Source organism: Actinokineospora baliensis (assembly GCF_016907695.1).
In the GTDB taxonomy this organism is placed as follows: Bacteria; Actinomycetota; Actinomycetes; order Mycobacteriales; family Pseudonocardiaceae; genus Actinokineospora; species Actinokineospora baliensis.
Genome location: NZ_JAFBCK010000001.1, coordinates 7242637 through 7262054, shown reverse-complemented (window position 1 = coordinate 7262054; position 19418 = coordinate 7242637). Strand labels below are relative to the sequence as shown.

20 protein-coding genes are annotated in these 19418 nt (G+C 67.5%); 10 read left to right on the top strand and 10 right to left on the bottom strand.

Features of this window, described 5'->3' with window-relative positions; all coding sequences use genetic code 11:
• Positions 1 to 14: 14 nt before the first annotated feature.
• Together JOD54_RS31885 and JOD54_RS31880 are read right to left on the bottom strand one after the other, a co-directional pair.
• On the bottom strand, positions 15 to 2165 hold the full coding sequence (locus tag JOD54_RS31885) for a 3-hydroxyacyl-CoA dehydrogenase NAD-binding domain-containing protein (RefSeq protein ID WP_372440423.1): 2151 nt from the start codon (positions 2163 to 2165) through the stop codon (positions 15 to 17).
• 12 nt (positions 2166 to 2177) lie between these two features.
• Positions 2178 to 3392, bottom strand: coding sequence for an acetyl-CoA C-acetyltransferase (locus JOD54_RS31880; protein WP_204455638.1), 1215 nt, complete (start codon positions 3390 to 3392; stop codon positions 2178 to 2180).
• 144 nt (positions 3393 to 3536) lie between these two features.
• Here JOD54_RS31880 and JOD54_RS31875 point away from each other — a divergent pair, with 144 nt between their 5' ends.
• The 4 genes from JOD54_RS31875 (at position 3537) to JOD54_RS31860 (ending at position 9717) form a co-directional block, all read left to right on the top strand.
• Positions 3537 to 4688, top strand: a complete 1152-nt coding sequence (locus JOD54_RS31875) for a TetR/AcrR family transcriptional regulator (protein WP_204455637.1) — start codon at positions 3537 to 3539, stop codon at positions 4686 to 4688.
• Between the two features lie 106 nt (positions 4689 to 4794).
• Positions 4795 to 7368 carry a fibronectin type III domain-containing protein gene (locus JOD54_RS31870; protein ID WP_204455636.1) on the top strand — a complete coding sequence of 858 codons (2574 nt, stop codon included), beginning with the start codon at positions 4795 to 4797 and terminating at the stop codon, positions 7366 to 7368.
• Positions 7369 to 7390: 22 nt separating this feature from the next.
• The gene (locus JOD54_RS31865; RefSeq protein ID WP_204455635.1) at positions 7391 to 8689 is read left to right on the top strand and encodes a cytochrome P450; all 1299 of its coding nucleotides are present in this window, start codon (positions 7391 to 7393) and stop codon (positions 8687 to 8689) included.
• 371 nt (positions 8690 to 9060) lie between these two features.
• On the top strand, positions 9061 to 9717 hold the full coding sequence (locus JOD54_RS31860; protein WP_204455634.1) for a pentapeptide repeat-containing protein: 657 nt from the start codon (positions 9061 to 9063) through the stop codon (positions 9715 to 9717).
• A 13-nt stretch (positions 9718 to 9730) separates the two neighbouring features.
• Here the strand turns inward: JOD54_RS31860 and amcA are convergent, their stop codons facing one another.
• Positions 9731 to 9922: a multiple cyclophane-containing RiPP AmcA gene (gene amcA, locus JOD54_RS36120; protein WP_372440373.1), complete on the bottom strand. Its 192-nt coding sequence runs from the start codon at positions 9920 to 9922 to the stop codon at positions 9731 to 9733.
• Positions 9864 to 11012: a cyclophane-forming radical SAM peptide maturase AmcB gene (amcB, locus tag JOD54_RS31855; RefSeq protein WP_204455633.1), complete on the bottom strand. Its 1149-nt coding sequence runs from the start codon at positions 11010 to 11012 to the stop codon at positions 9864 to 9866. Before amcB ends, amcA begins: the two co-directional genes overlap by 59 nt.
• Before the next feature lie 225 nt (positions 11013 to 11237).
• Between amcB and JOD54_RS31850 the strand changes: the two genes are divergently transcribed.
• On the top strand, positions 11238 to 12371 hold the full coding sequence (locus JOD54_RS31850) for a helix-turn-helix domain-containing protein (protein ID WP_204455632.1): 1134 nt from the start codon (positions 11238 to 11240) through the stop codon (positions 12369 to 12371).
• A gap of 134 nt (positions 12372 to 12505) precedes the next feature.
• Positions 12506 to 12928, top strand: coding sequence for an Imm1 family immunity protein (locus tag JOD54_RS31845; RefSeq protein ID WP_204455631.1), 423 nt, complete (start codon positions 12506 to 12508; stop codon positions 12926 to 12928).
• A gap of 9 nt (positions 12929 to 12937) precedes the next feature.
• Here JOD54_RS31845 and JOD54_RS31840 read toward each other — a convergent pair whose 3' ends face one another.
• The 3 genes from JOD54_RS31840 to JOD54_RS31830 all read right to left on the bottom strand — a co-directional run bounded on the left by JOD54_RS31840 (position 12938) and on the right by JOD54_RS31830 (position 14388).
• Positions 12938 to 13354, bottom strand: a complete 417-nt coding sequence (locus JOD54_RS31840; protein WP_204455630.1) for an Imm1 family immunity protein — start codon at positions 13352 to 13354, stop codon at positions 12938 to 12940.
• Positions 13351 to 14109, bottom strand: coding sequence for a DddA-like double-stranded DNA deaminase toxin (locus JOD54_RS31835; RefSeq protein WP_204455629.1), 759 nt, complete (start codon positions 14107 to 14109; stop codon positions 13351 to 13353). Before JOD54_RS31835 ends, JOD54_RS31840 begins: the two co-directional genes overlap by 4 nt.
• 78 nt (positions 14110 to 14187) lie before the next feature.
• Positions 14188 to 14388 (bottom strand): hypothetical protein, encoded by a 201-nt coding sequence (locus tag JOD54_RS31830; protein ID WP_204455628.1) that lies wholly within the window; start codon positions 14386 to 14388, stop codon positions 14188 to 14190.
• Between the two features lie 104 nt (positions 14389 to 14492).
• Here JOD54_RS31830 and JOD54_RS31825 point away from each other — a divergent pair, with 104 nt between their 5' ends.
• From JOD54_RS31825 to JOD54_RS31810, 4 genes are read left to right on the top strand one after another with little or no spacing between them, the layout of a single operon-like run.
• The gene (locus JOD54_RS31825; RefSeq protein ID WP_204455627.1) at positions 14493 to 15338 is read left to right on the top strand and encodes a helix-turn-helix domain-containing protein; all 846 of its coding nucleotides are present in this window, start codon (positions 14493 to 14495) and stop codon (positions 15336 to 15338) included.
• 1 nt (position 15339) lies between these two features.
• Positions 15340 to 15507 carry a DUF397 domain-containing protein gene (locus JOD54_RS31820; protein WP_204455626.1) on the top strand — a complete coding sequence of 56 codons (168 nt, stop codon included), beginning with the start codon at positions 15340 to 15342 and terminating at the stop codon, positions 15505 to 15507.
• A 9-nt stretch (positions 15508 to 15516) separates the two neighbouring features.
• Entirely contained in the window at positions 15517 to 15669 is a 153-nt protein-coding gene (locus JOD54_RS31815) for a DUF397 domain-containing protein (protein ID WP_204455625.1), read from the top strand.
• Positions 15670 to 15678: 9 nt separating this feature from the next.
• Positions 15679 to 15825 carry a DUF397 domain-containing protein gene (locus JOD54_RS31810; RefSeq protein WP_204455624.1) on the top strand — a complete coding sequence of 49 codons (147 nt, stop codon included), beginning with the start codon at positions 15679 to 15681 and terminating at the stop codon, positions 15823 to 15825.
• Positions 15826 to 15877: 52 nt separating this feature from the next.
• Here JOD54_RS31810 and JOD54_RS31805 read toward each other — a convergent pair whose 3' ends face one another.
• The 3 genes from JOD54_RS31805 to JOD54_RS31795 form a co-directional block, all read right to left on the bottom strand.
• Positions 15878 to 18136 carry a glycosyl hydrolase family 18 protein gene (locus JOD54_RS31805; protein ID WP_204455623.1) on the bottom strand — a complete coding sequence of 753 codons (2259 nt, stop codon included), beginning with the start codon at positions 18134 to 18136 and terminating at the stop codon, positions 15878 to 15880.
• Positions 18137 to 18671: 535 nt separating this feature from the next.
• Positions 18672 to 19034: a hypothetical protein gene (locus tag JOD54_RS31800; RefSeq protein WP_204455622.1), complete on the bottom strand. Its 363-nt coding sequence runs from the start codon at positions 19032 to 19034 to the stop codon at positions 18672 to 18674.
• Positions 19031 to 19285 carry a hypothetical protein gene (locus tag JOD54_RS31795; protein WP_204455621.1) on the bottom strand — a complete coding sequence of 85 codons (255 nt, stop codon included), beginning with the start codon at positions 19283 to 19285 and terminating at the stop codon, positions 19031 to 19033. Before JOD54_RS31795 ends, JOD54_RS31800 begins: the two co-directional genes overlap by 4 nt.
• Positions 19286 to 19418 lie beyond the last annotated feature (133 nt).

Genomic DNA, 19418 nt, shown 5'->3' with positions numbered 1-19418 from the left:
CGGACCCCGCGCGCTCACGCGTACGTCTCGCCGTTCTCGGCCTTGGCCACCAGCGAGGCGGGCGGCAGGAAGCGGTCGCCGTAGTGGGCGGCCAGGTCGCGGGCTCGGGCGACGAAGCCAGCGGGCCCGCCCGGGTAGCCGTTGATGTACTGGATGATGCCACCGGTCCAGGCGGGGAAGCCGATGCCGAAGATGGAGCCGATGTTGGCGTCCGGCACCGTCCGAAGCACGCCCTCGTCGAAGCACTTCACGGTTTCCAGGACCTCGGCGAACAGCATCCGCTCCTGCATGTCCGCGAACGGGATCTCCGTGCCGCCGGACCCGAACGCCTCCGCGAGCCCCGGCCAGAGCCCGGTCCGCTTGCCGTCGGCGTAGTCGTAGAACCCGGCCCCCGAGGACCTGCCCTTGCGGTCGAACTCCACGACCATCCGGTCCAGCACCTGGTTGGCCGGGTGCGCGGGCCACGTGCCGCCCGCCGCCTCCACGGCCGCGCGGGCCTCGTCGCGGATCTTGCGGGGCAGGGTGAGGGTCAGCTCGTCGAGCAGCTGCAGCGGCGGCGCCGGGTACCCGGCCTGCGCCCCGGCCTGCTCGATCGACGGGATGGCGATGCCCTCGCCGACCATCGCCAGCGCCTCGTTCATGAACGTGCCGATGACCCGGCTGGTGAAGAACCCGCGGCTGTCGTTGACCACGATCGGCGTCTTCTTGATCTGCAGCGCGTAGTCGAACGCCTTGGCCAGCGCGACGTCGGAGGTCTTCTCGCCGACCACGATCTCCAGCAGCGGCATCTTGTCGACCGGGGAGAAGAAGTGCAGCCCGATGAAGTCCTCCTGCCGCTTCACCCCGTCGGCCAGGCCGGTGATCGGCAGCGTCGAGGTGTTGGACCCCAGCAGCGCGTCCGCCGCCACCAGGTCCTCGACCTCGGCGAACACCTTCTTCTTCAGGTCGGGGCTCTCGAACACGGCCTCCACGACCAGGTCGGCGCCCGCGACGTCGGCGGCGTCGGCGGTCGGGGTGATCCGGGCCAGCACCTCGTCGGCCTTCTCCTGGGTGATCTTGCCCCGGGACACGGCCTTGGCCAGGATGCCCGCCGAGTACGCCTTGCCCTTGTCCGCCGCCTCCTGGGTGACGTCCTTGAGCACGACCTCGATCCCGGCCCGCGCGCTGGAGTAGGCGATCCCGGCGCCCATCATGCCCGCGCCGAGCACCGCCACCTTGCGCGCGGTGTACTGGGGCTGGCCCGCCGGGCGGCTGTTGCCCTTGTTGATCGCCTGCAGGTCGAAGAAGAACGCCTGCGTCATGTTCTTGGCGACCTGGCCGACCGCCAGGTTCACGAAGTACTGGGTCTCGATCCGGGTCGCGGTGTCGATGTCGACCTGGGCGCCCTCGATCGCGGCGGCGAGGATGTTGCGCGGCGCGGGCATCGGCGCGCCCTTGAGCTGCTTGCGCAGGTTCGCCGGGAACGCGGGCAGGTTCGCCGCGAACTTCGGGTTCGACGGGGTGCCGCCGGGGATCTTGTACCCCTCGACGTCCCACGGCTGCTTGGCCTCCGGGTTCGCCTTCACCCAGGCCTTGGCGGACGCCAGCAGCTCCTCCGGTGTCGACACGAGCTCGTCGACCAGACCGAGCTCGAGCGCCTTCGCGGGCTTGTGCCGCTGCCCTTGGAGCAGCACGTTGAGCAGCGCGTTTTGGATGCCCAGCAACCGAACCGTGCGCGTAATGCCGCCGCCGCCGGGCAGAAGGCCCAGGGTGACCTCCGGTAGGCCGATCTCGCTGCCCTTGACCTCCAGCGCGACCCGGTGGTGGGTGGCCAGCGCGATCTCGTACCCACCGCCGAGCGCGGCACCGTTGATCGCCGCGACCACCGGCTTGCCCAGCTGTTCCAGGCGGCGCATCGCGGACTTCATGTCGTTGACGCGCTTGGTGATCTCGGTGGCGTCCTCGGGACGGGCTTGGATGAGCTGGTTGAGGTCACCACCGGCGAAGAAGGTCTTCTTGCCGGAGGTGACGACCACGCCGGTGATGGCGTCCTTCTCCGCCTCCAGCCGGTCCACCACCTCGGCGAACGAGGTGCGGAACAGGTCGTTCATGGTGTTGGCGCCCTGGTTCGGGTCGTCCATCGTCAGCGTGACGATGCCGTCGGCGTCGACGTCCCAGCCGATCATGCTCATGGCTCCTCAGACTCGCTCGATGATGGTCGCGACGCCCATGCCGCCGCCGATGCACAGGGTGACCAGGCCGCGCCGGGCGCCGCGGCGCTCCAGCTCGTCGACGACGGTGCCGGTGATCATCGCGCCGGTCGCGCCGAGCGGGTGGCCCATGGCGATCGCGCCGCCGTTGACGTTGATCTTGTCGTGCGGGACGCCCATGTCCCGCATGAACTTCAGCACCACCGCGGCGAACGCCTCGTTGAGCTCCCAGACGTCGATGTCGTCCGGGGTGAGGCCCGCCAGCCGCAGCGCCTTCTGGGCGGCGGGGGTGGGGCCGGTGAGCATGATGGTCGGCTCGGCACCGGTCACCGCGGCGGAGACGATGCGGGCGCGCGGGGTCAGCCCGGCCGCCTGGCCCGCGGCCTCGTTGCCGATGAGCACCAGGGCGGAACCGTCGACGATGCCCGAGGAGTTCGCGGCGGTGTGGACGTGGTCGATCCGCTCGACGTGGTGGTAGCGCTGCAGCGCGACGGCGTCGAAGCCGCCGAAGTCGCCGATGCCCGCGAAGGACGGCTTGAGCTTGCCCAGGCTCTCGACGGTCGACTCGGGGCGCATGTGCTCGTCGTGGTCGAGCAGCGTGACGCCGTTGCGGTCGCGGACCGGCACCACGGACTTGGCGAAGTACCCGGCCGACCACGCGGCGGCGGCACGGCGCTGCGACTCGGCGGCGTAGGAGTCGACGTCGTCGCGGCTGAAGCCCTCGGTGGTGGCGATGAGGTCGGCGCTGACGCCCTGCGGCACGAAGTAGGTGTCGTAGTTGGTCTCGGGGTCGTTGAACCAGGCACCGCCGTCGGAGCCCATCGGCACCCGCGACATCGACTCCACGCCACCCGCGACGATCAGCTGGTTCCAGCCCGCGCGGACCTTCTCGGCGGCGATGTTGACCGCCTCCAGGCCGGACGCGCAGAACCGGTCGATCTGCAGGCCCGCGACGCTGTCGGGCAGGCCCGCGGCCAGCGCGGCGCTGCGGGCGATGACCGAGCCCTGGTCGCCGACCGGGGACACCACGCCGAGGACGATGTCGTCGATGGTGGCCGGGTCCAGCCCGGGGTGGCGGGCCGTGAGCTCGTGGAGGAGGCCGACGACCAGCGAGATGGGCTTGACCCCGTGCAGGGAGCCGTTCTGCTTGCCGCGCCCGCGCGGCGTGCGGATCGCCTCGTAGATGAAGGCTTCGGTACTCACTCTGCCGATCCTCTCTCGAGCTGACTGGCGCTAATGCCTATTAACATACTCGCCGGTAACGACTGGTTGTCAACGATCGGGGTTCGCCCTACCGTTGTAACTCCGCTCTCACCCTGACCAGCGCGAACCCCGCGAGGAGGCCCGATGCCCCGGCGCAGTCGCAAGGCCGAGCTCGCCTCGGCCGCCGCCGAGCTGTTCGGCAAGCGCGGCTACCACGCGGTCGGCGTGAACGACATCGCCGCGGCGGCCGGGGTGACCGGGCCCGCGCTGTACCGGCACTTCCAGAACAAGCAGGACGTGCTCGGGTTCGTCCTGCTCACCGGCATCGACCGCCTCGCGGAGCGGCTCGCCGAACCGGTCGAGCTGGCCGAGGCCGACCCGGAGCGGGCCCTGCGGCCGCTGCTGCTGACCGCCGCCGAGGTCTCGATCGAGCAACGGGCGCTGACCGCCCTGTGGCGGTGGCAGGGCCGACACCTGCACCAAGGCGACCAGAAAGAGATCCGCCGCCGGGTGGGTGCACTGCTCGGCCAGTGGATGACCGGGCTCCGCCGGTTGCGCCCGTCACTGGACGCGGGCGAGGCCGACCTCCTGTGCTTCGCGGCCCTGAGCGTGTACGGCAGCGTCGGCGACCACCGGGTCGACCTGCCCACTGAGGAGTTCGCGGAGCTCTTGGCGTCCCTTGCCGAAGCAGTGATCCGAGCGCCTATAGCCGTTGGAGTAGCCGCCCCTGTCTGGCGCGGCGGCCCAGCCCCAACCCGGCGCGAAGAACTGCTGACCTCTGCGACCCGCTTGTTCCGCGAGCGCGGCTTCCCCTCGGTGAGCATGGAAGACATCGGCGCCGCGACCGGTATCGCAGGCCCGAGCGTCTATAGGCACTTCGCCTCAAAGTCCGACATCCTCTTGGCCGCCAGCCGCCGCATGGCCGACCGCCTGCGCTGGGGCCTAGAGGACTCCCTCTCAACCGCCTCAACCCCTGCCGACGCCCTAAGACGCCTCGCCCGCTCTTATGTCGACACGGTCATGCGCTCAGACGACCTCATCGCCGTCTATACGACCCAACTGATGAACCTCTCCGAGCGCGACGCCAAAGAACTACGCGCACTGCAACGGGGTTATGTAGCGGAATGGGTCCGCCTACTACGAGAAACCCGACCTATGTCGGAAGCGGCGGCCCGCGTAACCGTCCACGCCGCCCTAACCATCGTCAACGACCTCCCCCGAACCGGCAGACTCGCGACCCGCCCCGGCCTCGCGGCTGAGCTGGCTGGCCTGGTCGCCGCAGTGCTCCAGGCTTGACCGGCTCTGTTGGGCGGTTCTGACCACTCGGACAGGTGGTGGTCCCGCTCGGGGCACCCCGGGCGCGCGACGGTGACTGTGCCGGATCCTCGTCGAAGGAGTTCCAGTGCACACCAGCCGCACCGTCCTGTGCCTACTCGCCGCGATCGCCCTCCCGCTCACCGCGGCTCCCGTCGCGGCCGGCATGCCGGTCGGTGTGCAGGCACCCGCCATCACCGAGGTCTACCCGCTCAACGGCGCGCTGGACGTCTCCTTCGTCCGCGGCGCGGGTGCCGACCCGGAGGCCAAGGTCGTGCTCACCGCCCAACCCGGCGGTCAGACGGTCACGGTCGCGCGCGTCAACGACCCCGGAGTCGACGCGGCGCACGGCGTCATCACCGGCCTGGACAACAGCACCGCCTACTCGGTCACCGCCGTGGAGACCAGCTACGGCGTGACGTCGCCCAGTTCGGAACCCTCGGAGTTCGTCAAGCCCAGGCCGCCCACCGAGCCGCTCGCGCCCACCGTCCACAGCGTGTTCGGCCGCGACCGGAGCCTGTTCGTGCGGTGGAACCCCGCCAACAGCGGCGGTTCCCCGGTGACCAAGTACATCGTCATCCTCGAACCGGGCCACGTCCTGGTCGGCACCGCGGGCGACGTGCACGAGACCACCGTTACCGGCCTGGAGAACGGCACCGAGTACACGGTGACCGTGCAGGCCAAGAACGACGTCGGCGTCAGCAAACCGCAGCTGCGGGACCACCGGCCCAAGGCCACGCCCACGACCCCGTACACGCCGAAGGCGGTCACCGACGTCATGGCCGTCCCGGTTGGTACCGACGGCAAGACGATCGAGGTCAGCTGGGTGCCACCAGAGGACGACGGCGGCACCCCCATCACCGGCTACCGCGTCGACACGACCGACAACAACGGTGTGCAGGCATCGTTCTCGGCGTCCGGGCGTGACACCACCTCTTACCAACTCGTCAACCTCGCCCCGGCGGGCCACTACGCCATCACCGTCACGCCTATGACCGACGCGCGAGGAGCAGGGGACGCGAGCGAGACCGTCACGGCAGGTCCGGCTCTTAGCTACACCGACAACGCGGTAGTGCTGTCCGACGCGACCCTGGCCACGCTGGTCGACCTGAACGCGAACTCGGTGGAGTTCACCGCGCCGCCCGCCGAGGCGCCCGCTGTCGGCAAGGTGCTGGTGATCGGCGAGACCACCCACGCGCCGACCGGCGCCCTGCGCACGGTCACCGCGGTCAGCGCCGACGGCAAGACGTTCACCACGGCCAACGCGAGCCTCGACGACGCCATCGACGACGGCGACATGACCATCGCCATCCCCGAGGAGTCCTTCGACGACGTGCGGGTCCAGTCCCGGCTGCCCGGGGCGCGGGTCACGGTCGAGGACTCCGAGTACCAGCACTCGGTCAACCTCGGCATCGAGCTCAAGGAGGAGAGCAAGGACGGCGGGGTGTCTGCGGGCATCACCGGTGAGGGGGTGCTGCAGTACACCCTGACGCCGCACATCGAGGCCAAGCTGTGGTTCAGCTGGCTGCGGCCGCGGATGTCGTTCGCCGCCACGACCAGGGTGGCGACATCGGTCGGGTTCGACCTGGAGGGCAACCTGCACGTCGGCGCGGAGAAGAAGCCGATCGCGAACCTGCGGCTCGGCGCGATCACCATCGGGCCCATCGTGTTCGTGCCGACGCTGACCGTCGAACTGCGGGCCTCCTTCGACGCCTCGGTCGCGTTCTCCGTCGAAGCGACCTACGACCAGACCTTCGGCGGCGGCCTGACCTACGACGGCTCCTGGCACGGCCAGAAGCTCGGCACCGACGCCGCACTCGCGGTCAACCCGACCATGACCGGCTCGATCGAGACTGGATTCGGCATCGAAGGCAGCCTCGACCTGCTGCTGTTCGGTGTGGTGGGGCCGGGTTTGAGCTTCGAACCCGGCTTCACCCTGCGCGCCGAGCCCACGGCCAGCCCGTGGGCCACCATCGACCTCACCCTGGCCGCGAAGGTCAAGTTCAAGCTGGACGTCAAGATCGTGAAGCTGGAGTACGAGCTGAACCTCTGGAGCACCAGCTACAACATCTGGCACTCCAGCGGCGAGTTCCCGCTCGTGGCCGTCGACCCACCCGCCACGCTGGTCGCACCGGACTCGCGCGGATCGGTCCAGCTGACCGCCTCCCGACACCTGTCCGACTGTGCGGGGGATAGGCCGCCGACGCGGTGGGAACTGGCCCCGGGCGGCAAGGGCAACGTCAACAGCGCGGGCCGCTACACCCCACCGAGGGGCGGCGCCCACACCGTCGACCACGTGGTCGTCAAGCAGAGCGCCACCGGTGACTGCCCGGCCGCCGAGGGCACCGCCACTGTCCATATAGGATCGTTGGCCCCGGAGCCGCCCACCGGTGCGACGGTCACCCGAGCCGCCAACAGCGACGTCGTGATCGCGTGGACGGCGCCCGCGGGCACCGTGACCGGCTACGTGCTGGTGGTGTCGGACCCCAACGAGGAAAGCCCCCTGCCGTACGTCCTCGGCCGAGCGGCAGGCGTGGGCATGACGGTGCCCGCGGCCGTGGCCAACGCGCTCGGCCTGGGCACGGAAAGCCTGATCAGCATCGCCGCGGTCAACCCCAGCGGCTCCAGCTCCTTCAGCGTCGCACCCGCTGTGTGGTCGTGACGGTCGGTGCTAGTTTCGGGAGATGGTGCGTGAGCTGGCGGTGGCGCCCGCCGGGTTGAAGCCGGTCATGGGGGACAGCGGGTGGCCGGTGCTGGGGCACACGGTGCCGATGTTGCGGCGGGGGGTGGACCTGCAGCTCGAGCGGTACCGCAGGTACGGGCCGGTGTCGTGGGCGAACATGTTCGGCACCAAGATGGTCGCCGCCGTGGGGCCGGAGGCGGCGCGGGAGGTGTTCGTCAACAAGGACAAGGCGTTCTCGCAGGACGGGTGGGCGTTCTTCCTGGAGAAGTTCTTCCCCCGCGGCCTGATGCTGCTGGACTTCGACGAGCACCTGTTCCACCGCAGGCTGATGCAGGAGGCGTTCACCGCCCCGCGCGTCAGCGCCTACGTCGCCAGGACCGCCGAGGTCGTCCACCGGGAGATCCCGACGTGGCCGGAACACCTCGACGTCTACCCCGCCCTCAAGTCGCTGACCTTGGACGTCGCCGCCGAGGTGTTCATGGGGGAGCCGAGCGATCCCCGGCTGAACGAGGCGTTCATCGGCGTGGTCCGCGCGGGCACCTCGATCGTCCGCTTCCCCGTCCCCGGCGGCCGCTGGTCGGCCGGGCTGCGCGGCAGGCGGCGGCTGGAGGAGTACTTCCGCGCCGGGATGAGCCAGGAGCGGGTGGGCGACGACCTGTTCACGGCCCTGTGTCACGCCCGCCTGGAGGACGGCTCGACGTTCAGCCAGGAGGACGTCGTCAACCACATGATCTTCCTGATGATGGCCGCGCACGACACCGCCACCATCACCACGACCGCCGTGCTGTACCACCTCGGCCTGCACCCCGAGTGGCAGGAACAGGCCCGCGAAGAGGCCCGCGCGGTCTGCTCGGGCCCTCTGCCGGTCGCCGACCTCGACCGGCTCGAGGTGCTCGACATGGTCATCCGGGAGTCCCTGCGCCTGGTGACCCCGGTGCCGTCACCCGCCAGGCGGGCGATCGCCGACACCGAGATCCAGGGCCACTTCGTGCCTGCCGGGACCCTGGTCGCGGTGACGCTGTGGCTCAACCACCTGCTCCCCGAGTACTGGCCGGATCCGCACCGCTTCGATCCTCTGCGGTTCGCCGGGGAGATCCCTCGCTACAACTGGCTGCCGTTCGGGGCGGGCGCGCACAAGTGCATCGGCCTGCGGTTCGGGATGTACGAGGTGAAAACCCTGCTGCACCAGCTGTTGCTGTCCCGCCGCTGGCACCTACCCCCCGGCTACGAAGTTCGCTGGGACCCCACCGCCCTCCCCGTCCCGATGGACAACCTCCCCATGACCCTCACCCGAACCTGACCGGGCACTACTCGCCCGTGCTCTTGCGCCAGTCGACGCAGGTGGGGCGCACTCGGGTTCGCAGGTGTTCCGCTCGACCTCCGTCTCGTGGAACCCGGCGAGCCAGTAGGTCATCCGCTCGGCATTGGAGCCGGCCACCTGAACCGGCCATTGGGCGAGCGGAAAGGCACCTTTGGCTCACGAACTCGAACGCGCGACTGGCCTGCCGCAGTTCGCATGTACAGCCGGAACGGCTCCCCGACAATTAGCGGCACCGCCATTGTCCACGGGTCACTACCCGGAAACCAAGGTCGCTATGTGCGGAGGGCCTTTCTGTGTATCGGCCGCGTGTCACCTCTCCGAGCGGGGCGACGATGCGCTATCTTGTCCGCATGGAGTTCCTGACAGTCGCAGGCAAGTCGATTCAGCGCGCGGCCATCGACGACGACCTACTCGATGAGTCACCCAACTTTCGGGGAGAGTTCGATTATCGGGATGTGCGCCTCGCGCGTAGTGACCAATCAGGCGTTGTCGGTGAAGGGGCGCTGTCGGCCGTGCTCATGTCGGAGATCGATCTTTCAGGGGCGCGGCTTGACCCCGTCGAACTTTCAAATGTCCGATGCGAGGATGTCAATCTCTCGAACGCTTCTGTTTCCGTGGAGACCGCCAGGCGGACGGAAATCTTCCGCTCGCAAGCGATCGGCCTTCGCCTCGCGATTGCCCAAGCAGTTGACTTGTACGCGGAGGAATGTCGGTTCGACTACGCAACAGTCAGGTTCGAGAAAGTGAAGAACGCCGTCATATTTCGACGGTGCTCGTTTCGTGAGAGCGTACTCGCGGGTGACTTGTCCAATGTTGTCTTCGACGACTGCGAACTAATTGAAACCGAGTTTGATGCCACTCGCGCTACCGGCTGTGATCTCACTGAATCAAGACTGGTGGGCGTTCGTGGCTTGCTTACCCTACACGGAGCTCGAATCTACGGCGATCAGGCCAGCGCCCTAGCAGTTCAACTTGCGACAGAAGCCGGCCTGATCGTCGTGCCCTAGGCGGTCCGTATGGCTACCGCTTGTTGCTCCAGTTGTCCCAACCGGGGCGATTGTCGAAGCCGCCGCCCCCCGTGACGTTGTCCCACGTCGGATCGTTGTTCCATCTGCTGGACGGCGTGGGCAGTGCACCGGCCAGGCGCAGCAGGTCAACGAGCGCTGTTCTGCGGCTCTGGATTCGACGTACCAACAGGATCGAGTTGGACACCTTGCAGCACCCCTTCAAATAGTGCGATCTTGCTGTTTCGGCAGTAGTCGGTCTCGGTGCCGCTCATGCGGCCTTGCTCGAAGTAGCGGTTTGCCGGATGCCCGCCTCCGCAGAAATCGAAGTAGGGGCACGTCCTTTCGCAACCGTCAACTCCTCGCGAGAAGGCGGAGATCCAGGGCGTGTCTGCGGCTGACCGCTCGATTATCTCGGACAGGGTGTCAGTGAGGACGTTTCCGCTGGAGAAGCTTCCGTCGTCCGAACTGAATCCGGCTAGCTCTGGCGAGATGAGTGTCACCGAGCCGTCATAGGCCACGGTTGGTAGCGGGTCTATGAACGGCCTTTCGCGACGAATCCCCGTATCGCTTTCCATCACTTCGCGAATGTAGCCAAGCGCCCTGTCCAGTTCGCGCACCCGGGTCGCCGGATTGGCCTTCCATGCACACAGAAGCTCCGACCAGAACTCTTCTACCGACTGGCGGTCGTGCGCCCTTACCGACGAGTTGACCCCTTCCTGCTCTTCGATGTTGACGCCTAGCGATGTGATTCCAGCGTCGACCGCGAACGAGTAGAGGCGACGCGCACGTTCAGGAGATGGGTCCGAGACTACTGCAATCGCAAACACTTCATGTCCATGAGAGCGAAGGAGCTCAATCCCGCGCATGATCCTGTCGTATGCTGGTCGCATACCTCGATCCACGCGGTTCGTATTGTCTGAGGCCCATCCGTCGACACTGACACCCACGTACATGTCATGTTCGCTGAAGAAGTCGCACCACGCCTTGTCAATCAGGGTGGCGTTGGTCTGCACCCCGTGCTTCACGTCCAGACCGGCGAATGCGTCGATTAGGCTTCCGAGGTGGTCCCTGCCTGTTGCGAGCGGTTCGCCGCCATGCCAACAAAGATCGACTGTTCGAGAAGCGACCCAAGGGCGAATGGAGTCCGCTACTGCCCGCGCCACCGAAATGGGCATCGTGTTCCGCTCGTGCCGAAACGGTAGATAGCAGTATCCGCAATCGAGATTGCATAGCGTCTCGGGTTGCAGAATTAGTGATCGCGGGCGAAGGAATAGACCCTTTCTTGTCGTGCGCACGCTGATCCCCTCACCTGGCCGTTGTTCTCATCGGCTGTACCCCCAGCGGGCCAGTGGATAGCCAACCCGAATCGGATGGCCGGGGGCTGAGGTCGGCATTCGGAGAGATCACCGGCCCCAGCCCGTCCGGGAGGCTTGCGCCCCGGGAGTAGCGTGACTGTTGCGGAGTGTCATCGGTAGAGCTTGGGCGTCCACAGCCGTCCACAACCAGGGGGAGCGGTCCGCGTGCACGAGACGGGGCGAGTACTGCGAGCAGCGCGACTAGGCGCAGGGCTGAGTCTGTCCGCGCTCGCCAGCCGCGTTCACTACAGCAAGTCCACGCTGGGCATGGTCGAGACTGGAGAGCGCACAGCAACGCCAGACCTGATAGCCGCTTACGAACGAACGCTTGGCGTTCAAGGGTTGGGGGAAGACGTGAACCGACGGGAACTCCTCGCGGCGGCGGCAGCAGTCCTCGCGGGCACCTCGGCCACAGACCCTCTCGCGCGGCTCTTAGATGGCGTGACGACAGCAGACCAGCCCGGCATAGTCGGGCGGTCGGAGGTGGCCGCCGTCCAGCAAGCCACAGCGGTTTACACAACGATGGACCTGCGCTTTGGGGGCGCCGTCGCCGCAGACCTGTCCGCAGGCGCCCTCAAGTGGGCTGTGAGCCTCCTAGACGCCCGAATGCACGAGGACACCCGAGTTGCCTTGTGCGGGGCCGTTGGGGCGCTTGCAGATCGCACAGCGTGGACGCACTTCGACGCGGGACGGACGTACTCCGCGCGTCAGCTCTCGACCTTGGCGCTGCGAACCGCCGACGCGGGCGCCGACGCGGACCTACGCGCTCATGTCCTGCTGAACATCGCGGCGCAGATCGGGGAAGCGCTTCCGTCCGAGGCCGTGAACCTGGTCAAGGGCGCCCTCACCGACCGCCGCGTCTGCTCCCTTGAGCGCGCGAACCTCCACGCGGGCTTGGCCGGGCATCTCGCTCGCTCTGGCGACCGGGGGCAGGCTCTGCAACACATTCGGGAGGCGGAAACGCTGGCGTCTCGTGGCGGAGAAGTGCCCGAATGGGCGGGGTTCCTGACACAGGACCACATCAACTCGATCATCACTCAGGCGTTGGCGGCTGCCGGCGAACACCACGACGCGATCCGACGCTTTGAAGACCTGTTGCCGCGCATGGGAACTGACCGACTGCGAGGCCGGGCCGGGCGGATGATCGACCTTGCCGAGGTGTACGCAGCAACGGGAGAACGTGAGCGGGCTCGTGATCTCGCAAGCCAAGCAGACGCGGCATTGCGTGACGTTCGTTCAACACGGGTGACGGCTCAACTGGCTTCCTTGAAGGAAACCGTGGGCGGAACGGTCACGTAGATCTAGAGGGCTCACGACTGAAGGCGACAGACGCGCCGCGCGCCAACGCGTTGACTCCTGCCGGGGTCGGGCGACTAGCCCGGGTGTCGCACCGTCATCCTGGACCGTCGGCCTCAAGGTCGTACCCTGACCAGGTGACTGATTCGGTCTTGGACCGCGGCCAGATCGTGGTGGATCAGCTCCCGCCGGGGTTCGACCTGGTCGCCGCTGTTCGTGCGCATCACGACGCGGGGGTCGCGATCGGGTGGATGTGGGACCTTGTCAGTGGCCCGCTGCCGGAGGTCGATGAGCGGCCCGCGCTCACGTTCGGTGTCAACGACGGCATCGGCATCCTGGAGTGGAACGACGGCCGGACCAGCCACGTTCCGGCTGGCGGTGTGCACCCTGACTGGAGCGAGTACTGGATCGCCGGGACCCACCCGGCCGATGTACCGCCGAACGCGCACGTTCCGCTCGACACCGTCTATGCCGCGATAGCTGAGTTCGTGGACACCAGAACCCGCCCCACCTGCGTCGACTGGGTCGAGGCGGCGCCGCTCTTGTCGAGGTTCGAGTAGGCGCCTGGTTTAAGAGGTCGATGCCCGCCAGTCGACGCAGGTGGGGCGTTCGCGGGTTTGGAGGTGTTCGGCCACCGCCGCGAAGACCAGGTCCACCGGCACTTCGGTGTACCGCTCCACCTCGGTCTCGTGGAACCCGGCGAGCCAGTACGACAGCCGCTCCTCGTTCGCGCCACCCGCCGGGGTGAACGTCGACGTGCCCTCCTGCCACTCCAGGATGCCGACGGTGTTGTTGACGCCGAAGGTCAGCATGGGTGCGGCGGTGCTGGTCAGATCCACCCGAGTCCCGCTGAGCGACCACATCCAGGGAACATCGACCCCGGCCGCGTTCAGCGCGCGCACCTGCTCGACCAGGTCGACTCCCGCCGGGATCTCGTCCATGGCGATGAAGCCGCGGTGGATGAGCGGCGATTGCGGCTCGGTCACCTCGATGCCCTTCCGTGGTAGGTCCGCTTGAACGGCGCGCCTCGTACGTCGGTTCCCAGGACGGTCAGCCTACGACCCTCAGGTAGGAAGGTGGGCAGCACGTCGGAACACCCGGTGGGGTCGCCCGGTTCGGATCCGCACGGCGCGTGGTTGATGACGATGCGTCCATCGGTAGCTCCGGTGCGGATCATCATGATCACCGCCTTCATCTCCACGTGGTTGCTCAACCCCTTCGCGCGCAGCAGACCCAAGTCGACTAGGCCCGCGCGAGCTTCATCCGTCCAGATATCCGTCCGCGTGGCCGTGATCTCACCCGCGTCCCGGCCATCGAGCATGACGAACCCGGTCATCGGTGGGGAATCTCGCTTGCCCCGGCGTACCCGAGGCGGGAGGGCATCGTCGTAGGGAACAGCCTCTGCGGGATAGCGGTCGCCGTGGCGATTCGCGCGCGTGTTGCTGTCCCGTCCCGGAGGCGTGGCCGATCGGGGCGTGCTGTGCGGCATTGAGTGGTGCGCGATCGACTGGTCCAGCAATGCGATCGCGTCGGTCACCACCGCGCGGAGCGCGTCGAGAGTGCTTCTCACGCTCGCCAGAGAAGCTGAGATCCCCTCATGCCCGGCTGCTTGGCCGAGTAGTTCAACCACTTGGACCGCAACGTCATCGATCTTGGTCGCGAACCCGTGGGTCCACCCCTTCTGTGCGACCAGCCGATTCCGCGCCAGCCGCAGTCGTGCGATCTGATCGGGCAACGGCACTGGCGCAACCTAACAAGGGTTCAGGGCGGTGCCCGAGGGGCTGGGTGGGGACGCGGATCGGTCCCCACCAGCGGCGCCTCAGGCGGCTTGGGCGTACTGTGCGGCGGCGTTGTGGATGTGGGTGACAAACTGTGACAGGGCGCCTGCTTCGATGATCAGGTGGAAGCCGTCGGCCTTGCTGCCGAAGTGGAACTGGACTTCGGTCTTGGTTACCTCGCAGCTGATTTCGGCGCCGGGGCGGATGGTGGCGTAGACGTCGATGTCCGGATTGCGCGTCACTGGGGAGACCCTTCACTATTTGCCACAACAACGCGGCCATTCCGCGTCGGGTCACCGAAGCTAGGGCGTTGCCCACCGTGACAGAAACCTCCAGGAGGACATTCGTGCTCAGCGGCAACCACAAACCGGCGTCGCCCAAGGACCGCGCGCTGGGCGCGGAGTTGCGCGCGATCCGCAAAGCCGCAGGTATGAGCCTCGCGGCGGTGTGCGAGGTGCTCAACTGGAAGGAGTCGACGCTGAGCCGGGTGGAGCGCGGGCTGCGCGGACTTTCACCCGAATCGGTGATGGGACTCGCGTTGATCTACAAGATCCCGCACGAGGACCGCGACCGGCTGATCGCCTGGGCCAAGGAGGAACCCAGCCTCGGGTGGTGGGACCGGCCACCTGCGGGTGTCCCGAGCGAACTCGGTGCCCTCGCGGCCTACGAGGCCGAGGCGATCCGGTCAACGAACTGGAGCCCAACCATCATTCCCGGGCTGCTGCAGACTTCGGCCTATGCGAGCGCGACTCTACGCGGCTGGGAAGTGCCCGAGCTTGAGATCGCACCACGGTTGCGGGCACGGCAGCTGAGGCAGGGTCTGTTGTCGCGAGATGACTTCGAGTACATCGCACTCATCGGTGTGGCCGCATTGCGCAACAGGATCTGCGCGGTCGAGGAGTTTGCAAGCCAGTTGGCGCATCTACATCGTTTGTCCCTTCGGGACAACGTTGTGCTCCGTATCGTCGAGGAGCCGACCGTTCTGACAGTGTCTGGCTGGTACCTGATGGACTTCGACCACGCAGGCTCTGCGGTGTTGTTCGAGCACTACGATTCGTCGACGTTCCTGTTCGACCAGGAGACCAAGCTCTACACCGAGGCAAAGCGCTGGCTGCTCAGGCATGCTTTGTCGGCTGAGGAGACCCGAGATAGGCTGAAGCGAGAGATCGACCAACTGCCTCTCGGAGATTGACATGCCCACCGAGCCCTTGCGGTTCAAGAAGTCCAGCCGGTCCGCCGCCAACTCCGACTGCGTGGAGGTGGGACACAGCTTGCGCCACCTGCGCGACAGCAAGAACCCCGCAGGCTCGCCGCTCGCGGTCGACGCCGCTGCCCTGATCAGGTTCGCCAAGACCCGCTAGGAGCGCACCATGCGGTTCAAGAAGTCCAGCCGCTCTGCCGCCAACTCGAACTGTGTCGAGGTCGCCAACACCCTTCATCGCCTGCGCGACAGCAAGAACCCCCACGGGCCGTCGCTCGCGGCCGACGCTGCTGCCCTGATCAGGTTCGCCAAGACCCGCTAGGAGCGCACCATGCGGTTCAAGAAGTCAAGCCGATCCGCCAACAACTCCGACTGCGTCGAGGTGGCCAGCACTCTCCGCCACCTGCGGGACAGCAAGAACCCGCACGGCGCCCTCCTCACCGCCGACGTCGCCGCGCTGGTTCGCCACGTCAAGTAACACAGCGGATGGGGCTCCCCGCGTACGAGGAGCCCCATCCGAGTGGTGGTGGTTACTTCAGGCCGTTGTCAACCGCGGTCATGAGCACGCCCGGGTCGCCGGACATCTCCCATGCCATGACGCCGAGCAGCTTCTTCTGCTTCAGCCAGGTGATCTTCTGCTGGATCGACCACGCGTCGTCGAAGGTCCACCATTGGCCGTTGGTGCCGCCGGTGTGGCAGGCCGTCGCTATAGAGGCTGTGTCGTGGTAGATGGTGCAGTTGGGCACGCTAGCGAGCAGGTTGCTGTACCCGCGTGTACCCGCCTCTTCGGCGAACTGGCCAGGAGCGGCGCCCGTCGCGGACTGCCACTCGCCCTTCTTGCCGTTGTCGGGGACCCCCTGCCAACCTCGGCCGTAGAACGCTAGGCCCAGGGTCAGCTTGCGTGGGTTGGCGCCCTTGTCCGTGTAGGCCTTGATGGCGCCCTCTACGCTGAACTTGTTGTTGTAGGGGTCCTCCGCGTCCGGGTACAGGTTGCCCTGGTGGCCGGTGCGGTTGGGCTCCCACGAGTTGTCACTACCGGAACCGTGGAAGTCGTAGCCCTGCACGTTCGCGACGTCCAGGTAGTCGAAGATCTTCGGGACGTCCCAGCCCGACTGGACCTTGCCCGGGTCCGCGGGGGTGAACGCCTGGAGCTCGTACCTCTTACCGGTGGTCTTGCTCTTAGCGTCCAGCTGCTCGCGGAACTCCTTGAGCAGCAGCGTCAGGTTGTCCTTGTCATTGGGCGACCAGTGGTTGCCCGGGTGACCGTCACCGCTGCCCGGCCACTCCCAGTCGATGTCGATGCCGTCGAAGATGCCCGCCGCGGTGCCGGGGCCACCCGCGCCGCCGTAGGCCTTGATGTTGCCGTTGATGTAGGTGTCGATGCAGGACGCCACGAACTTCTTGCGGGCGGCGTCGGTGGCGGCGACGTCGGAGAAGTACTTCGAGTAGGTCCACCCGCCGAGGGAGATCAGGACCTTCAGGTTCGGGTACTTCGCCTTCAGCTTCTTGAGCTGGTTGAAGTTGCCGCGCAGCGTCTCCCACCCGGTGTCGCCGACCCCGTCGACCGACTGGCCCGCGGAGAACGGGCGCGAGTAGTCCGCCTCTGCGTCGCCCGCGCCGTCGCCCTGGTTCGGGTCCTGCGGGTTGGCCGTGGTGCCCTTGGTGACGCCGGTGAGGCAGGTCAGGTTGACCGGGTCGATGTTGCCGAACGCGTAGAGCAGGTGGGTCAGCTTCGCCGCGGCCCCGTTGGTGACGAGGTTCTTGAGGAAGAACTGCCTGCCGTAGATGCCCCACTGCACGAAGTACCCGATGCGGGCGTACCCGTCGACGATGTCCTTCGTGGTGGCCGACACCGCCGCGCTCTGAGCGGACGCGTTGTCGTAGCCGTCCCGCGCGCGCACGGTGAAGCTGTACGCGGTGGAAGGCGATAGGCCGGTCACCTTGGTCGTAGTGGTGGTGACGGTGGGGCCTGCCGCGCCGTTGACGTAGACGTCGTAGGCGACTACGCCGGTGTTGTCCGTAGAGGCGTTCCAGGCGAGGGTGACGCTGCCGGAGTCGGTCGCGGTGGAGCGCAGACCGCCGGGCACCGTGGGGGCCTGGGTGTCGTCGGACGGGTTGTTGGTCGTCACGGTCAGGGGCGCGCTGGCCGCTGACGAGAGACCATTGGTGTCCTTCGCCTTCACGGTGAACGTGTACGCCGTGTTCGGCGTTAGGTCCTTCACGCTCGCCGTAAGGTCAGGCGTGGTCGCGACCAGGCTGGTGCCCTGGTAGAGCTCGTAGTTCGCGACCGGCAGCGAGCCCATCGCCGAGGCGTCCCAGGCAAGAGTGATGGTCTTGGTCGTCTTCACCGTCGCGCGCAGGTTCGCCGGGGCAGCGGGCGGGGTGTCGGGAGAGCCATCGCAGTTGCCGTTGTCGACCCGGCACTTGCTGGGGGTCGCCGCGGCGCTGAGCCGGAACGACGGGCTGTACGGGTACGTCGTGCGACCCGGCTGGATCGTGTTGATGTAGTAGGCCGGGGTGAGGGTGACGCGACTACCGGTCTGGCTGACGGTCGCGTTCGCGTTCGCGGTGGCGGTCACGCCCGCCGGGACCTCGAACGTGATCGCCCACCCGGTGACGGCGGCGCTGCCGGAGTTGGTGACGGTGTACTCGCCACTGGTCCCGGTCATGACGAGCGCGGCGCGCAGCGAGCCCGCCGCCGAGGCCGGTTGGTTGATGACGATCAGTGCGGAGGCGGCCAGCAGGAGGCTCGCCGCCACGGTGGACAAACGACGGAGGGTACGTCTCATGGGGTGGCTCCAGGGGATGACGGAGTAGGCCCTGTGGTCTAGACCACACTCGAATCTAGCGCGTGAATCGGTTTAGGTCTAGACCAATAACCCGGCGGAATTCACCAGTTGGCCCTGGTCGCGCTCTCCGGGGGTGCGGTTGCGCGGCCCCCTCGGGCGTCATGACCGCTTCGTGCCAACCGCGCGCCGAATGCGTAGTTGTCCACAACCCGCCATCTCGTCCACAGCTCTGACATCGCTGTTGTTCCTGCTGCTCAGGCGCCGATACGGTGGTCGTGTGTCCACCGGAAGGAGTAGAGAATGGGAATGCTGAAGATGAATGGGAACGGGTCGATGGCGCGGGAATCCGACTATTCGGACCGAACGCGATCGGAATTCGGTTCCCGAAAAGCTCGATGGCGCGGGGTAGTGGACCTCTTACCCAAGAGACGGCCGCCGGGCTCGGGCGTGGTCCGCTGACGGAGGAGCCTGGTCCGGGACGCGCCAAGGCCCCCGATCGCCGTGGTTGGGCGACGACCGAGGGCCTATAGGCGGGTCACGCTCGCGTGCGGACCTGCGGGCAGACCGCGCAGGCGGTGGGTCCCTCTTGGGACCACCAGCGGCACGTGTCGCGGATACCGCATTCGGGGAGGGCCGCCATGGCGGTCGGGTACTCCTCGTGGGCGGCGTCGAGGGCTCGGCAGGCGCCGTCCCAGAAGGCGCAGCCGGTGGTGGCGCAGGGGGTGGCGAAGCGGTACCTGGTCTCCAGCGGGCCGTCGACCTGGGACTCGAGGTGGGTGCGCAGGTCCTCGGTCAGGCTCGGGCCGTGCGGGGTGAACACGACCCGGCCGCCGGGGCCCATGATCCCGAGCAGGGTGGCGCCGGGGGCCGCCTGGCCGCTCGGGCAGGTGGCCTTCACCCTTCCCGCTTGCCGAGGAAGCCCTGCACCTGCTCGGCGAGCTCGTGCGCGCGCGGACCGGCCAGCAGGTACCGGCCGATCAGCTCCCACTTGCGCAGCCGGGTGCCGCCGAACTCGAAGTAAGGCACGTCGCGGCCGATGACCCTGTCGACCGCCGCCGTGCCCGCCTCTGCCACCGCCTGGGCGATGACCGCGCGCTGGGCGTCCGACAGCTCCAGGCCGTCGACCACGAACTTGAACTCGGTCGCCATGGGGGGCTCCTTTCGGGAACGGGCTTTCCGGGTTCCTCGCCCGGTCGCCACCGGGTGTGATGGCGCGCGGGCGAGTCCTGCCCGTTCGGGCAACACCGGGGAATCGACCAGCTTTTGTCCTCCAACCGGGACG

Coding starts and splice junctions, on each gene's coding strand:
- JOD54_RS31885 (WP_372440423.1), bottom strand. CDS start 2,165: ATGATCGGCTGGGACGTCGACGCCGACGGCATCGTCACGCTGACGATG.
- JOD54_RS31865 (WP_204455635.1), top strand. CDS start 7,391: ATGGTGCGTGAGCTGGCGGTGGCGCCCGCCGGGTTGAAGCCGGTCATG.
- JOD54_RS31815 (WP_204455625.1), top strand. CDS start 15,517: ATGCGGTTCAAGAAGTCCAGCCGCTCTGCCGCCAACTCGAACTGTGTC.
- JOD54_RS31860 (WP_204455634.1), top strand. CDS start 9,061: ATGGAGTTCCTGACAGTCGCAGGCAAGTCGATTCAGCGCGCGGCCATC.
- JOD54_RS31805 (WP_204455623.1), bottom strand. CDS start 18,136: ATGAGACGTACCCTCCGTCGTTTGTCCACCGTGGCGGCGAGCCTCCTG.
- JOD54_RS31795 (WP_204455621.1), bottom strand. CDS start 19,285: ATGGCGACCGAGTTCAAGTTCGTGGTCGACGGCCTGGAGCTGTCGGAC.
- JOD54_RS31810 (WP_204455624.1), top strand. CDS start 15,679: ATGCGGTTCAAGAAGTCAAGCCGATCCGCCAACAACTCCGACTGCGTC.
- JOD54_RS31875 (WP_204455637.1), top strand. CDS start 3,537: ATGCCCCGGCGCAGTCGCAAGGCCGAGCTCGCCTCGGCCGCCGCCGAG.
- JOD54_RS31820 (WP_204455626.1), top strand. CDS start 15,340: ATGCCCACCGAGCCCTTGCGGTTCAAGAAGTCCAGCCGGTCCGCCGCC.